Origin of the sequence: Demequina sp. TMPB413, from assembly GCF_020447105.2 — a bacterium.
GTDB lineage: Bacteria > Actinomycetota > Actinomycetes > Actinomycetales > Demequinaceae > Demequina.
The window spans coordinates 2,189,731-2,204,407 of the sequence record NZ_CP096184.1; the positions used below are offsets into that span (position 1 = coordinate 2,189,731).

At 66.6% G+C, this 14,677-nt stretch carries 16 protein-coding genes; 8 read left to right on the plus strand and 8 right to left on the minus strand.

The window, feature by feature from the left end; all coding sequences use genetic code 11:
• Positions 1-15 precede the first annotated feature (15 nt).
• Positions 16-1,305 carry a phosphoribosylamine--glycine ligase gene (gene purD, locus LGT36_RS10425; protein WP_226097123.1) on the minus strand — a complete coding sequence of 430 codons (1,290 nt, stop codon included), beginning with the start codon at positions 1,303-1,305 and terminating at the stop codon, positions 16-18.
• Positions 1,306-1,463: 158 nt separating this feature from the next.
• Between purD and LGT36_RS10430 the strand changes: the two genes are divergently transcribed.
• The gene (locus tag LGT36_RS10430) at positions 1,464-1,718 is read left to right on the plus strand and encodes a hypothetical protein (RefSeq protein WP_226097124.1); all 255 of its coding nucleotides are present in this window, start codon (positions 1,464-1,466) and stop codon (positions 1,716-1,718) included.
• On the opposite strand, the gene LGT36_RS10435 is transcribed toward LGT36_RS10430, so the two are convergent.
• The gene (locus tag LGT36_RS10435) at positions 1,687-2,814 is read right to left on the minus strand and encodes a cell wall metabolism sensor histidine kinase WalK (protein WP_226097125.1); all 1,128 of its coding nucleotides are present in this window, start codon (positions 2,812-2,814) and stop codon (positions 1,687-1,689) included. The genes LGT36_RS10430 and LGT36_RS10435 overlap by 32 nt on opposite strands.
• Positions 2,811-3,530: a response regulator transcription factor gene (locus LGT36_RS10440; protein WP_226097126.1), complete on the minus strand. Its 720-nt coding sequence runs from the start codon at positions 3,528-3,530 to the stop codon at positions 2,811-2,813. The genes LGT36_RS10435 and LGT36_RS10440 overlap by 4 nt, the downstream gene beginning before the upstream one ends.
• A 140-nt stretch (positions 3,531-3,670) precedes the next feature.
• On the opposite strand from LGT36_RS10440, the gene LGT36_RS10445 reads away from it, so the two are divergent.
• Genes LGT36_RS10445 through LGT36_RS10460 form a run of 4 tightly spaced genes read left to right on the plus strand, consistent with a single transcriptional unit; the run spans position 3,671 to position 6,432 of the window.
• The gene (locus tag LGT36_RS10445) at positions 3,671-4,525 is read left to right on the plus strand and encodes a prolipoprotein diacylglyceryl transferase (protein WP_226097127.1); all 855 of its coding nucleotides are present in this window, start codon (positions 3,671-3,673) and stop codon (positions 4,523-4,525) included.
• A 10-nt stretch (positions 4,526-4,535) separates the two neighbouring features.
• Complete coding sequence (locus tag LGT36_RS10450; RefSeq protein WP_226097128.1) at positions 4,536-4,841, plus strand: glutaredoxin family protein; 306 nt, start codon at positions 4,536-4,538, stop codon at positions 4,839-4,841.
• A 1-nt stretch (position 4,842) separates the two neighbouring features.
• Positions 4,843-5,802 (plus strand): cytochrome c biogenesis CcdA family protein, encoded by a 960-nt coding sequence (locus LGT36_RS10455; RefSeq protein WP_226097129.1) that lies wholly within the window; start codon positions 4,843-4,845, stop codon positions 5,800-5,802.
• Positions 5,803-5,805: 3 nt separating this feature from the next.
• Positions 5,806-6,432 (plus strand): peroxiredoxin, encoded by a 627-nt coding sequence (locus LGT36_RS10460; protein ID WP_226097130.1) that lies wholly within the window; start codon positions 5,806-5,808, stop codon positions 6,430-6,432.
• 28 nt (positions 6,433-6,460) lie between these two features.
• Here LGT36_RS10460 and LGT36_RS10465 read toward each other — a convergent pair whose 3' ends face one another.
• The 5 genes from LGT36_RS10465 to LGT36_RS10485 all read right to left on the minus strand — a co-directional run bounded on the left by LGT36_RS10465 (position 6,461) and on the right by LGT36_RS10485 (position 10,549).
• Entirely contained in the window at positions 6,461-7,906 is a 1,446-nt protein-coding gene (locus tag LGT36_RS10465) for a multicopper oxidase family protein (RefSeq protein WP_226097131.1), read from the minus strand.
• Complete coding sequence (locus LGT36_RS10470) at positions 7,903-8,214, minus strand: SHOCT domain-containing protein (protein WP_248642070.1); 312 nt, start codon at positions 8,212-8,214, stop codon at positions 7,903-7,905. The genes LGT36_RS10465 and LGT36_RS10470 overlap by 4 nt, the downstream gene beginning before the upstream one ends.
• Before the next feature lie 64 nt (positions 8,215-8,278).
• Complete coding sequence (locus tag LGT36_RS10475) at positions 8,279-9,055, minus strand: amino acid ABC transporter ATP-binding protein (RefSeq protein WP_226097133.1); 777 nt, start codon at positions 9,053-9,055, stop codon at positions 8,279-8,281.
• Positions 9,042-9,701: an amino acid ABC transporter permease gene (locus LGT36_RS10480; RefSeq protein WP_226097142.1), complete on the minus strand. Its 660-nt coding sequence runs from the start codon at positions 9,699-9,701 to the stop codon at positions 9,042-9,044. Before LGT36_RS10480 ends, LGT36_RS10475 begins: the two co-directional genes overlap by 14 nt.
• A 5-nt stretch (positions 9,702-9,706) precedes the next feature.
• Positions 9,707-10,549 carry an amino acid ABC transporter substrate-binding protein gene (locus tag LGT36_RS10485; RefSeq protein ID WP_226097134.1) on the minus strand — a complete coding sequence of 281 codons (843 nt, stop codon included), beginning with the start codon at positions 10,547-10,549 and terminating at the stop codon, positions 9,707-9,709.
• A gap of 361 nt (positions 10,550-10,910) precedes the next feature.
• On the opposite strand from LGT36_RS10485, the gene LGT36_RS10490 reads away from it, so the two are divergent.
• From LGT36_RS10490 to LGT36_RS10500, 3 genes are read left to right on the plus strand one after another with little or no spacing between them, the layout of a single operon-like run.
• Complete coding sequence (locus tag LGT36_RS10490) at positions 10,911-11,534, plus strand: TetR/AcrR family transcriptional regulator (RefSeq protein ID WP_226097135.1); 624 nt, start codon at positions 10,911-10,913, stop codon at positions 11,532-11,534.
• A complete protein-coding gene (locus LGT36_RS10495) occupies positions 11,531-12,265 on the plus strand; it encodes an ABC transporter ATP-binding protein (protein WP_226097136.1) in 735 nt (244 codons plus the stop codon). Before LGT36_RS10490 ends, LGT36_RS10495 begins: the two co-directional genes overlap by 4 nt.
• 5 nt (positions 12,266-12,270) lie before the next feature.
• A complete protein-coding gene (locus LGT36_RS10500; protein ID WP_226097137.1) occupies positions 12,271-14,601 on the plus strand; it encodes an FtsX-like permease family protein in 2,331 nt (776 codons plus the stop codon).
• Positions 14,602-14,677 lie beyond the last annotated feature (76 nt).

Genomic DNA, 14,677 nt, shown 5'->3' on the forward strand with positions numbered 1-14,677 from the left:
TCACGAAGCCAGGCATCAGGCCTGCTCTTCGTGAGCAACCTGCTTGGCGATGTCCTTGCGGTGGTGCGAACCGTCGAGCGTGATGAAGTCGATCCCGCGATACGCTCGCTCTCGAGCGGCTGCCAGCGAGGGGCCGTAGCCGACCACAGACAACACTCTGCCTCCAGCTGAGACGAGTGCGCCGTCGTCGCCGAACTCGGTGCCCGCGTGCAGCACGTGCACGCCAGGCTCGTCTTCCACTTCGCCAAGCCCGCCAATAGGGTCGCCGTTGCGCGGGGACGCCGGATAGCCCTTTGACGCGACGACGACGGTGACAGCGCCGCCCTCGGCCCACTCCAGGGGCGCAAGGTCGGCGAGCCTGCCCTCCGCGGCCGCGAGCAGCACGCCGGCGAGCGGGGTCTCCAACTGGCACAACACCACTTGTGTCTCTGGGTCGCCGAAGCGGGCGTTGAACTCGATCACCCGGACGCCCTGTGCGGTGAGCGCAAGACCGCAGTACAAGACGCCGACGAAAGGCTTGCCTCTGCGCGCCATCTCATCGATCGTCGGCTGGGCCACAGTCGCGACGACCTCGTCCACTAGTCCCGCAGGCGCCCACGGCAGCGGGGTGTACGCCCCCATGCCGCCCGTATTGGGGCCCTGGTCGCCGTCGTAGGCGCGCTTGAAGTCCTGAGCCGGTTGCAGTGGAACCACGGTCTTGCCGTCTGACAGGCAAAACAGGCTCACCTCCGGACCGTCAAGGAAGTCCTCGATCACGACGGTCCCGCCGGCGTCGATGATGCCTTGGCCATGTGCGCGTGCGAGTTCCCAGTCGTCGGTCACGACCACGCCCTTGCCTGCGGCCAGGCCGTTGTCCTTGACCACGTGAGGCGCGCCGAACTCGTCGAGGGCGTCCTCCAACTCGTCGGTGGTCCGGCAGACGCGCGACTCGGCCGTCGGCACTCCTGCCGCCGCCATGACCTCCTTGGCGAACGCCTTGGATCCCTCCAACTCTGCCGCCGCGGCGTCGGGCCCAAAGACGGGGAACCCTGCGGCGCGCACCGCGTCGGCTACGCCTGCGACGAGGGGTGCCTCAGGCCCGATGATCACCAGGTCCGCCGCGATCTCTGTCGCGAGGGCAGCCACACCCTTGGGGTCCATCACGTCGCGGTAGTGCCTCGTCGTGGGACGCCCTGTACTGCTCACCAGGGAGCCGATGCCCGGGTTGCCTGGGAGGGCGTGGAGTTCGGTCACAGCGGGGTCGAGGCTGAGGGAGCGGGCAATAGCGTGTTCGCGCGCTCCGGAGCCGACCAGGAGGATCTTCACACCCTCCAGCCTATCGAGGCGGCGCGGCTGGAGAGAATCTCAACGAAACCTTCACGAGGACACCGTCCGATCTTGACGAAGCGGCCCAACCATAGAGAGGAACGAAGGGTACCGGCCTTGGCGACCGTCAGCCGGCTCCACTCGAGAAAGAGGAGCACATGGTGCAATGGTGTGGCGACATGGGAGTCGCCGAGTGGCTCGGCATGATCGCCCTATGGGCCGCCGTCATCGGTGTAGCGATCTGGGCGGTCGCTCGACTGTTTCCTGCGCAGCCCAGTTCGCATGCGCGAGCGCTACTCGACCAGCGCCTCGCGCAAGGCGACACTGATGTGGAAACGTACACGTCGGCGCTCGCAGCAATGGACCTGGGCGAGCCCGGCGCTACTCGGGTTGAACCGCTGCGGGAAGCGTGACAACGAAACGCGCTCCCCGTCCTTCACCCTCACTCGAAGCCATCACCGTCCCACCGTGCGCCTCGACAAGAGCCTTCACGATGGCGAGCCCGATCCCGGATCCGCCACGCTCGCGGTCGCGCGCCGCGTCCGCCCGATAGAAGCGCTCGAAAAGGTGTGGCATATGCTCGGGCGCGATTCCTTCGCCCTGGTCGCTGACGGACACCACCACCCACTCGCGGTCATCGCTCGCGTGAGCCCCCACCGTGACCGCTCCACCTTCCGGGCTATGACGCACGGCGTTGTCAATCAGATTCGCGAGCACCTGGGCAAGGCGTTCGGGGTCGACGACGATGGCGAGCCGATCGGCAGATGTCTCCACCTGAACCTTCACGCCGACGAGGCCTGCCCGGTCGGAAGCAGCGAGCACGGCCGCCCTGACGAGCGCCACGGCGTCCGAGCGCTCGAGCCGCAGGTTCGACTCGCGACTCTCGGCACGTGTCACGGCCGCCAAATCCTCCGACAGGCGCACCAGTCGCGCGCCCTGGGCGCGCAACACCGCCACCATCGACGGACTCAACTCAGCCACGCCATCCTCGATGGCTTCAAGAGAGGCGTCGATCGTGGCCACGGGCGTCCGGAGTTCGTGCGCGACGTCCGACAAGAGACGCGTGCGCAGACGCTCGGACTCCTCCAGCCGGTCCGCCATACGGTTGAAGGCGACCGCGAGAGCGTCGAATTCTCGGCCGATGCCTGGCTGAGCGACTCGCACACCGCTTGCGCCGGCTGCGATTCCCTGGGCAGCGGCAGCGAGGGAAGACAACGAGCGGCCGATGCGTCGGCTCAAGAGGACGCTCACTGCGAAGGCGGCCAGGACGCCGAGCGCGAGCGCCAAGGCCAGGGCCAGAGCACTCGCGGTGCGGAAAGCGATCACCGAGTGGTCGATGGTAGAACCAGAGTCGGAGACCTCGGCGGAATCCAGATGACGGCGGAACGCGGATGGACCAATCGCGCCAGCGACAAGCCATGCCGTGACGGCTGCCGTGCCCAGCACGACAGCGATCGCGATGAGGAGCCGCGGCGCAAGTCCCGTACGCGCGCCACCGTCAGCCGTCACTGCCCCGTTCCGATCCGGTAGCCGATGCCGCGCACCGTGCGGACATACTGTTGTCGCTCTGCGCTGTCATTGAGCTTCTGACGCACGTGAAGGATGTGCACGTCCACCAAGTGTTCGTCTCCCACCCATCCGCCTCCCCACACCTCTTCCAGGAGGGCTGAGCGAGTCAACACGCGCGTAGGTCGCACAGCGAGTGCGGCAAGCAGGTCGAATTCCGTGCGCGTGAGGTGCACCGGCTCGCCGGCAAGGCTTACCTCTCGTGCATCGAGATTGATTGCGAGGTCACCGACCCGCAGCAACTCGGACTCTTGATTGCTAAGGGCGACGGCATTCGCTCGCGGACGACGCAGCATGACCCGCACGCGAGCCACGAGTTCGCGAGGACTGAAGGGTTTGGTGACGTAGTCGTCAGCCCCAGCCGACAAACCCACCAAGGTGTCCACCTCCTCGGCGCGCGCGGTCAACATGACCACATAACAGTCGGAGAACGTCCGCAACTGCCGGCACACCTCCAAGCCGTCGATGCCGGGAAGGCCGAGGTCCAAGACCACCACGTCAGGGTCGAGTGTGCGGGCACGGCGCAGCGCGTCCTCTCCGTCACGGGCGCGCTCCACCTCGAAGCCGTCGCGCACGAGGTAGTCGGATACGAGTTCCGCAAGCGCTGGCTCGTCATCCACCACGAGCGCGCGCAGGGGGACTCCAGGGGACGGTGTCATGCGCCCCATTGTCACGGAACCGGCGCCGTCCGCCCACTCCATGCGGCCACGACGACTCGAAACTTCACCGAACCTTGACCAAATGTCGCCGGGGAGGTCAATGCGGCATCCCGAGGATGAAGGCACACGAAAGGAATTCCATGCAGCCCGTGCTCTTCTCGATTCTGGGACTCGATATCCAGACCTACGGCATCAGCAAGGCCGCCGCCGCCGTGGTCGCCGCAATCCTGCTGGGGCGAGCTTTTCGCCGCCACGGCCTCAACAAGGACGACGCATACACGTTCGTGTTGTGGGCCACCGTCTGGGGTTTTGTGGGGGCAAAGATCTACTACCTCCTCGAGAATGCGTCCACCCTGACCGCACACCACCTCGGAGGCATGGGCTTCACCTGGTATGGCGGCCTCCTGGGCGGCATCGCATCCGCTTTGGTAGTCATGCGGCGGCGACACCTCCCAGCCGCAACGGTCGCGGACGCCGCGATGATTCCGCTCAGCGTCGCCTACGCGATCGGTCGCATCGGCTGTTGGCTGTCTGGTGACGGCACATATGGCAAACCAACGTCGCTGCCCTGGGGCATGCCAGTCACCCACGGTGTGGTCCCCACGGACGTCGCCGTGCACCCCACTCCCCTCTACGAAGCGCTCGGGGCGCTGGCCATCGCCGCACTGCTCTGGACTCTCGCTAGGCGGCAGCCGCCACCGCTTGCCGTCGTCGCGGGCTATCTGTTTCTCAGTGGCGTCGCACGTGTAGCTGTCGAGTTCCTGCGCATCAACGAGCCGGCGTTGTGGGGATTGACTCAGCCGCAACTGTGGTCGATCGCCAGCATCGCGGCCGGGCTCGCTCTTGGCGTGGCCGTAGCGCGGCGGGGTCGGCGCCCCGTGGACGATGCTCCCGATGGCCCGCTGCGGCCACACAAGTCTTCATCGAAAGTTGATGTAATGCCAGTCGAGTCTGCAGGGCCCTCCACGCAGACTGATCGCGTCCAGACACCGTAAGGAGACCGTCGTGCCCATCCTTGAGCCTCACCGTATTGCGGTGACCCTGGTTCACAGTCCCGCCTGCCACTTCTGCGACGACGCCTCCGTGGCGCTCGCCGAACTCGCGACCACGCAGCCCATCGACGTCACGACGGTCGGCCTGGAGTCCGATGAAGGCGCGGCGTTGGTCGCGCGGCACCGCCCCGCAATGAACCCACTCGTGTTGGTGGACGGCGAGTTCTTCAGTTCCGGTCGGCTACCGCGCAAGAAGTTGCTACGCCTTCTCTCTCGCCGCGCAGACGCAGCCGCGGCGTACCAGGCAGGGGTCAGCTGATATGGGCACCGAACTTCTCGCCACAGGCAGCATCCTCGCCGCGTTCTTCGCAGGTGGAGTGGCGTTGTTCGCCCCCTGCTGCATTGTCTTCTTGGCTCCCAGCTACCTTGCTGGCGCGGTCAAGAACCGCCGTCGGCGTCTGATTCCCCTCACGCTCATCTTCGCGGCTGGCCTGGCCGTTGTGCTCGTGCCCATCACCTTGGGAGTGAGCCTGCTCGCGGGTGCCATTGCCCAGTACCACGAGCCGTTGTATTGGGCTGGCGGCCTCTTGATGATCGCGTTGGCGGGTCTGTCCCTTTCCGGACGCATGTGGTCGCTGCCGTCGTTTGTGCGCGCCCCGGACACGAGCCGCGGCGACAGTGCGAGCTTCTTCACGCTTGGCGTTTTCTCCGGCGTCGCATCGAGTTGCTGCGCGCCGGTGCTCGTGGGCGTCATGACGTTATCTGCGCTCTCTGGGTCAGCGGCGGGCGGCGCGGTGCTGGGCCTCGCGTATGTATTCGGAATGGTCTTCCCGCTGTTCGTCATGGCGCTGGTGTGGGACCGGGCGCGCTTAGGCGAAAAGAAATTCCTTCGCGCCAAGCCGGTGCGCTTGAAGGTCGCGGGACGGACTCTCGTCACCAACACCGTGAACATCGCCGTCGCCGTGACGTTCGCGGTGATGGGCGTGTTCGTCATCGCGCTCGCGGGGGAATCCGAGATGACCGGCGGAACAGCCGCACAGAGCTGGGCCTCCGCGACCCTCACCCGGACGTTCGCGTGGACCCAAGAGGCACTCAGCCCAGTGCCCGAGCCCGTCCAAGCGCTCGGGCTTCTCGCGCTCGCAGCGGTGTTCGTGTGGGGCGCGCTTGTCGACCGACGCTTGCCGTGGAGCCGCCGCAAGGACGCGCCACCCGCATCGTCCCCCGAAGCCCACTGCCACGAAGCCCCCGCCACGACGTCGTCCGTCGCCGACAAGGAGTAACTCATGCCCTCAGGATCCGCAACCCGCCTCAACAAGCGCGAACAACTGCTCGCAGAGGCCCGTGCCGCCCAGCGTCACCAGGAGCGCCGCCGTACCCTCATCACGCGCGCCTCCTGGCTGGTCGGCGTCCTCGCGATCGGCATTCTCGTGACGGTGGGCCTGCTGTCCGCCCGTCCGGAAACAGGTGCGGTGCAGGAGGTCGCAACACCGTTCACTCTGCCACTGAGTGAAGGCGGCGAGGTGTCCCTGTCCGACTACGCCGGTAGCCCGGTCATCCTCTACTTCAATGAGGGCGCCGGCTGCGACTCGTGCATTTCGCAGATGGCAGCGATTGAAGCGAATCCAGGGTTCGCTGAGGCCGGCATCAAGGTGCTTCCCATCGTGATGAACACTGCCGATCAGATCAACCCTGTGCGCGAGCGCCTCGCCGTGGAAGCCCCCTTCGCACTCGACGATGGCAAAATCTCCAGCGCCTATGGCACGCTCGGCAACGGCATGCACGAGGGCCTGCCGGGACACGGCTTCATTCTCATCGACGCGGAGGGCGTCCAACGCTGGTACGGCAACTACCCTTCGATGTGGCTCGATCCCGAGGAGCTTCTCGAGATCGTGACCGCAGAGTTGGCCTGACGGGAGCCCTTTGCCCCAGCATCTTGCACTACCGAACCTCGACCACGCCCATCATGCCTAGATCCTCGTGATCGAGGATGTGGCAGTGGAAGACAGTCCGGCCTGAGTGGCGGTCGAAGGCGATCCGCACCGTCACCTCTTGGCCGGCGGGTACGTCCACCACATCGCGGATGTCCACCTGGCCCTCGCTGTTGTCGCCCATCAGCTGCATGGGCCAGGTGTGCAGGTGGAAGGGGTGGGCCATGGTTGATGTGTTGCGTAGTGTCCACTCCTCGATCGCCCCCAGCTCAACCTCATGATCGATACGCGCGCCGTCAAAGGTGCGGCCGTCAATGGTGAAGCTCATGCCCCCGCCGCCCATGCCCATCGAGAGAGTGAGAGTGCGAGCGCGATCCACGGTCGCGCCGCGAAGATCACGGGGCGGCGACGGTGAGGGCGACGACGCGGGAGAAGGGGCGCGGCGAGCGGCCACGCCGGGCACGATCGTGAACAGGGTCGCGTCGGCCGGATCGGCGCCGCCACCTCGCATCATGCCCATGCCCCCAATGTCATAAGCGCGGGCGACGAGGCCTGTCGGGGCGTCGGCGACAGGGGCGTCGAGATCGACACGACCGCCGGGCGGCACGAGCACGCGCTTGCGCGCGAACGGCGGGACGAACGCGCCCGAGTCGAAGCCGCGAACGGTCATCTCACGACCCCCGAAATCCAGATCGAGGTATCGGGAGACGCACGCGTTGATGATCAGCAGTCGCTCAGAACTCCCCCCAGGCGCGGCGAGGCGGGGCGCCACGTGGCCGTTGACCAGCACGGTCTGACCCAGGCGGCCCTGCATGCGGTCCATCGCCGAGACGTCGGCGACCCCTCCTCGCGACAACGTGGTGTCCGAGACCACCGCCACTCGAGGCGCTCCCCCGGACCAGTCCTCGTCGTCCACCACGATCGCCCCATACAGACCACCGAATACTTGGTCAGCGACGAGACCGTGGCGGTGGGGGTGATACCAGAACACCCCAGCCGGGTGGTCGTCTGGCAGGTGGATGTTGTAGTCGAAGGCTTCGCCAGGGCCGATGCTGAGGAAGGGGTTGTCGCCGTTGTCCTCCGGCGAGACCAGCAGGCCGTGGGTGTGAAGGTTGGTGGGCTTATCAAGATCGTTGACCAGGCGCACCCGGATCCGGTCGCCCGGGCGAAGATGAAGCGTGGGTCCTGGCACTGAGCCGTTGTAGCTGAGCATCCGCGCCGTGGCGCCTGCGATGGTCACGTCGGTGACAGCGGCGCGCAGTTCGAGCTCCAGGAGGCCTCCTCGCGACTCGACCACGGACGGCTCTGTCCATGTGGTGCCCCGCACGTCGTCCTTGCGTTCGCCGTCGAAGGGAGGCCAACCCTGCGCGCGCAATCCGATGGCGCCAAGCGCAACCGAGCCGGCTCCCGCCGCGCCCAGCGCGAGAAGCGCGCGTCTGGAGAGGGGCTCCGTCACCGACCCTCGAGGTTCTTCTTGCGCTCGGTGAACTCCTCCGTGTCAATATCACCGCGCGCGTAGCGCTCCTCCAGGATCGCCCGGGCGGACGACGTGGTCGCTGGGGGCGGCGTCGTGCCACCATCGCGCGACTTCGATGCGAGCCGCACCACCGCGAACACGAGCGCTGCGATCCCGACGAGGATCAGGATCCACAACGCCCACATCACACCGAAGCCTGCCCCGCCCATCATTCCGTCATAGCCGTGTCCCCACATATTCGATCTCCTCTCACTGAGCCACCGCGGTGGCTTTCCGTCTGCTTCCATGATGAACCCCATGAGGTGAAGTGCATACCCTCGGGAGTATGAAGATCGCGTGAAGACGGTCCCGCTAGAGCGGGTGCAAGAGGCGATGAACGAACTGTCTGGTGCGTTCCTCTCGCGGCGCACGAAGTACTTGCGCTGGCTCCCCGTGCTCAAGCACCCGGCCCTGGTCCACGAAGGCGACCTGCTGCGCCACATCGCGTGCGAACTGCAGCTCGTGGGTCACCACCACCATGGTCCATCCCTCGGCTGCCAGGTCGCGCATGAGAGTCAGGACGTCGCCCACGAGTTCCGGGTCCAGTGCGGAGGTCGGCTCGTCGAATAGCAGCAGGTCGGGTCGAAGCGCGAGCGCACGGAGGATTCCCACCCGCTGCTGTTGGCCTCCTGAGAGTTCGTGGGGGTAGGCTCCCGCGCGGTTCACCATGCCCACGCGGTCCAGCAGAGCGAGGGCTTCTTCGCGGACCTGCTCCTTTTGCCGGCGCTGAACGATGACCGGGCCCTCCGCAATGTTCTCCAGCACGGTGCGATGCGGAAACAGATGATAGTGCTGGAACACCATGGTCGAGCGATCCCTCAACGCCCGGAGCTCACGCGATGCGGGGCGGGCGGAGAAGTCGACGGCCGTGTCTGCAATCGTCACATGACCGGCATCGGGTACCTCGAGTCCGTTGAGGCATCTCAGCAGTGTGGTCTTCCCGGAGCCTGAGGCCCCGATCACTGCCAGCACCTCGCCCCGCGCCACCTTGAGGTCGACCGAACGCAGCACCTCGGTCTCGCCAAAACGCTTGGAGACTCCTTCCACGGTGAGGAGGGACGATGATGGGGTGGGGTCAGTGTGCGACATAGCGGTCCAGTCTCCTTTCGATGGTGCTTTGCCCGCTGGATAGCGCGAGGCAGATCACCCAGTAGACGATTGCGGCTTCGACGTACAACACCATGAACTCCTGACTGAAGGCCGCGATTTGTTGGGCCTCGCGGAAGAGTTCCGTGACCAAGATGAGCGAAGCCAACGAGGTGTCCTTGACCAGCGAAATGAAGGTGTTCGACAGCGGCGGCACGGCGACCCGCGAAGCCTGGGGCAGGATCACCCTTCGCAGCGAGGTGCGCCGGGACATCCCGATCATGTACGACGCCTCCCACTGGCCCTTCGGCACCGAGAGAATCGCGGCCCTCACAACCTCAGCCGCATAGCCACCGACGTTGAGCGAGAAAGCGATGATCGCACTGGGCCACGGATCGATCGTGAGGCCCAGCGAAGGCAGCCCATAGAACACGACGAAGAGCTGAACTAACAGCGGGGTGCCGCGGACGACCGAGACGTACAGCCTCGCTGCAGCTCGCGCCGGACGGTTGCCATAGAGCCGCATGAGCGCGACCCCGACCGCTATCACCATGCCGACGGCGAAGGATGCGAGCGCCAACGGGATGGTGCCTCGAATCGCCCCGCTCGCTAGCGGGCCGAGCGATCCGAGGACCAGATCCCAATCAATTTCCGTCACTGTCCCGGCGCCACCGAGACGTCGTCGCCAAAGAACTCTTCAGAGATTGCGGCGAGAGTGCCGTCGTCAGCCAAGGCAGCGAGGGCGTCGTCGATGGCCTTCGCGAGAGCGTTGCTACCTCCTGCAAGAGCAAAGGCGCTACGTGAGAAGTCCTCAGTCTCCGCGGCGATCACCAAGCCCGTGTTTCCGGTCTGCTTCTGGTAGTCGAGGAAGGTCAGCTTGTCGTTGATAGTGGCGTCTACGCGCCCTTGCTCGACGAGTGCAGCGGCCTGCGCCCAACCTTCGATCGCCTCGATGTTCGCGCCTGACTCCTGCGCGAGGGTGTGCCAGTTGGACGTGAGCGACTGTGCAGTCGTCTTGCCCTCGAGGTCATCAAAAGACGTGATATCGGAAGCGCCTTCAGGAACCACGATGACGCCCGTTGAGTAGGTGTACGGCTGCGAGAAGGTGTACGTCTCCTCACGGTCGGGCGTGATGGACACTTGGTTTGCGATCACGTCGAAGCGGCCAGCCTCGAGGCCTGCGAAAATCGCGTCCCATTGCGTCTCCTCGAAGCGCGCCTCGACGCCGAGCTCTTCTGCGACCGCTCTGGCGACCTCGACGTCGTACCCGGTGAGATCTCCCGAGCCGTCTACGTGGTAGCTGAAGGGACGGTACGTGCCCTCTGTGCCGACGACGAGTTCGCCTGCCGCCTGGACGTCGGCGAGGGACGTGTCGGTGGCGGTCGCAGTGGCACCCGTCGAGGGTCCGGCGGCCGTGCCATCGGCGCCAGAGGAGCATGCCGTCAGGACCAGCGAGGCGACAAGGAACGAGACGGGGAGTGCGATGCGGTGAGTCATGGCTGATGCCTTTCATGGTGCGAGATGGCGCGTACGCCGATGCGAGAACCGCCACGATTCGGTCGTGGTGGCACGGGTGTTTTCGGCCGCGGCACAGGGAGACCTGGCGGCGGTGGCGAAAGGCGGCGAGGATGCCGCCGGGCTGCGGTGAGTGCTCCGGCTAGGAGGCGGGAATCACGATCAACAGCTGAGCGAGGACGCCCCACGACACGACAAAGCACCGCAGCCGTGGGGCGCGGGCATCTGCATCATGGAAGTGGCGTGCATGGGTACGAGGATACCTCACGAGGTCCCAGCCTCCCGCAGGACCTCCTGCCCTGATCGATTTGCTTGCTAAACAGATGTTCAGTATGTTGAACAGATGACCAGTGAACGCGACGTCACCGCCAGGGCCAGCATCCGCAACTGTGCGCTCAGACTCTTTGGCGAGCGAGGGCCCGACGCAGTGACGGTGCGCGACATCGCGGCGTGCGCGGGCGTCTCGCCGGGCTTGGTGCTGCACCACTTCGGCTCCAAGCAAGGCCTGAGGGATGCGGTCGACGCGCACGTGATGACCATCTTTGACGAGATGCTGGCCGGCGCAGTCGAGGACCCCGCTGCGTTCACCTCAGGCGAGCCGCAAGCGGTCAAGGGCTTTGCAGAGCTCTTCGCCTCCCAAGTGCCCCAGGACTCCCCCATCCCGCCATACCTGCGCAGACTGTTGCTCTCCGGAGACCCCGTGGGCCGCACCCTGTTCCGGCAGTGGTTTGAGTTGTCGCTCGCGGCCTTGGACGCGATGGCCGGCGGCGGCAACGCAAGGCCGACGCCCGACCGCGACGCGATGGCCGCGTTTCTCATGGTCAACGACCTCGCCATGATCCTGCTCCACGACCACATTGCCGACGCGATCGGCACCGATCCGCTCACGCAAGAGGGCATGCAGCGCTGGGCTGCCGTCGCCTTCGACGTGTACCTGAACGGCGCCTTCACCAAGGAGGACTCATGACGCCCACCCCCTCAGCCTTCGCGACCGACACGGCAGTCCGTCTCAACGCGGTCACCAAGACGTTTGGCTCCGGCGACGCCGCAGTGCACGCCCTCAAAGGGATCGACCTGGAGATCGGTACCGGCCAGCTAGCGGTCGTGCTCGGCCCGTCGGGCTCCGGCAAGACCACGCTGTGCAACATCATCGGGGGAATCGAGACTGCCACGAGCGGCGACGTCACCGTCGGCGGCGAGAGCATCGGCGGCCGCAAGCCCGCGGACCTGTCCGACTTCAGGCGCGATCATGTGGGCTTCGTGTTCCAGTTCTTCAACCTGATCCCTACCCTCACGGCGCGCGAGAACATCGAGGTGATCATCGAGTTGACGGGACGCGGGGACAAGACTCGCGTGCCTGAGCTGCTCGAGTCGGTGGGCCTCGGCGACAGAGGCGACAGCTTCCCTTCCCAGCTCAGCGGCGGTCAGCAGCAGCGCGTCGCCCTCGCCAGGGCGCTCGCCACTGACCCCGCGATCCTGCTGGCCGACGAGCCCACAGGTGCGCTCGATCTCGACACCGGCCGCCAGATCCTCGCGTTGCTGCAGGAACTGCGCGACCGCGGCCGCACCGTCGTCGTCATCACCCACAACACGTCCGTCGCTCAAATCGCCGACCGCGTGATCACCGTGGTGGATGGTCGAATCGAGTCGACGGAGGACAACGCGTCGCCTGCCAACGCCGACGACGTCACGTGGTGATCGGGATGCGCGTCACCATCAGAAAGAGCCTCAGGGATCTCGCCAGGCAGCGCGCCCAAGTGATCGCCGTGGGCGTCACCATCTTGCTGGGCGTCATGCTTTACGTCACGACCGCTGGCGCGTTTCTCAACCTGAGCGACTCCTACCAGCATACGTACGACCGCCTCCACTTCGCCGACCTCATCGCCACCGGCCCCGACGCGCAGGCCGCAGCCGACGCCGCACTCGCGGCCGGCGCCACGGACGCGATCACGCGCATCCAGGTGGATCCGCCGATGCGGATCGACGGCACCGCCCTGGTGGGTCGCGTGATCTCGCTTCCCGACTCCGGGCGTGCGGCGGTCGACGACGTCGACGTGATCGAGGGCGACTACCTTGACGAGGGCGCGACCGACCAGGTGCTCGTGGAGAAGCACGCCGCGGAGACCTTCGGACTGGTCCCCGGCGACACCGTCGAGGTGTTCGGCCAAGGTGCGTGGCACACGGCCACCGTGCAGGGGATCGTGGTCTCTGCCGAGTACATCTGGGCGGCCCGCAGCCGCCAAGAAGTGATTGCCGACCCCCACTCGTTCGCGGTGGTGTTCGCGCCGGAGTCCGCCGCACGCGAGTGGCTGGGCGCTGAGCCCACTCAGGCACTTGCCCTCCTGCCAGAAGACACCGACGCCGACGCTACCGGCCCGGTCGCCATCGCCATGCGGGGCGCTGGCGCTCACGACGTGGTGACGTGGCGCGACCAGCCGTCCCACGCGACCCTGCAGGAGGACCTCGACGGCTTCAACGACATGTCGGTCGCCTTTCCCTTGCTGTTCCTCACGGCCGCTGGCGTGGCGTCATACGTGATGCTTGCCAGGCGCATCCTGCGCGAGCGACCCATCATCGGCACCCTCATGGCCTCTGGCGCTCGGCGCGGCCGCGTCTTGCGTCACTACCTGTCTCAAGGGGTGATCGTGGGGCTCGCCGGGGCCGCCGTCGGCGTGGTTTTGGGCGCCGCAGCGAACGGCGCGGTGACCAGCGCCTACACGGGGGCGCTCGGCATTCCAGACACGGTGGTGCGCACGCGGCCATGGATGCTCGTGGCGGGGCTGGCGTTCGGCGTCATCGTCGGACTGCTGGGCGCCTTCGGGCCCGCCCTGACGGCGTCACGCACTGCTCCAGCCGAGGCGATGCGCGCGAGCGCCACCCCCCTCACTCCCGGACAGTGGAGCCGCTTCGTGGCACGCCTCGGCCGCCTTCCCGTGACCGCCCGCATGGCGCTGCGCGACGTGGGCCGCAACCGTCGTCGCACGCTCGCCACGGCATTGGGCGGGGTGCTCGCGCTCGTGGTAGTGATCGCCTCCGTGGGCATGATGACGAGCATCCTTGAGGCCTTGCGCGTCCAGTATCACGAGGTCGCCATGCAGGATGCGACGGTCACGGTCGCTGCCGGCGGGCCCGACGCCGACGCCCTTGCCGCCATCGCTGGCGTCACCACCGTGGAGCCCACCGTGGTGGGTGGCACGACCGCCATCGCCGGGGACAAGAGCTACGCCACGTCGCTCCAGGGGTTCGAGCAGGGCACCCGCATGCACGGATTCCGTGCGCCCGACGGTTCGACGGTGGCATTGCCGGAAGACGGCGTGCTCGCGGGAAAGGCGCTCACAGACATCCTCGATGTTGAAGTGGGCGACACCATCACGCTTGCCGTCGGCGGCACCGATCATGAGGTGCGACTGGCAGGCCTCGTCGACGAGCCGCTCGGCACTTCTCTGTACGCCACCACCGGCGTTGCTGCGGATATCGTCCCCTCTCAAGGCCTCGACACCTACCTCTTGAGCGTCGACGACGGCGCGGAACGCGACCAGTTGCGCGACCACATCACCGGCATGCCAGGGGTGGTCGCCTATCAAGACGCCGACGCCGTGGTGGGGGTGGTCGACAGCTACTTGGGCCTCTTCTACGCGTTCATAGGTGTGATGATCGCGTTGGGGTCGGTGCTGGCACTTGCCATGATCTACGTGACCATGGCCGTGAGCGTGGCCGAGCGCACCGGTGAGCTCGCGACACTCAGGGCAGCAGGGGTGAGCGTCGGCAAGGTGGCGCGCACCATCGCGACGGAGAACCTGTTGGCTACTGCGCTCGGCATCCCGGTCGGGTTGTGGCTCGGGGTGCTCGCGGCGCGCGCATTCCTCGCATCGTTCTCCAACGACCTGTTCAACCTCGAGCTCGCCATGCCGTGGTGGATGCTGCCGGCATGTGCGCTCGGGGTGCTGGCCGCGGCCGCGCTGTCACAGTGGCCTGCCGTGCGGGCGGTGCGGCGTGTTGACGTGGCGACGGTGGTCCGCGAGCGGGCGGCCTGATCGAGGGCAGCGCGTCCGCACCGCCGCACCACCCCGTCGGCACCACCACGCCCCGGCTCTCCACAGTTTCCAATCG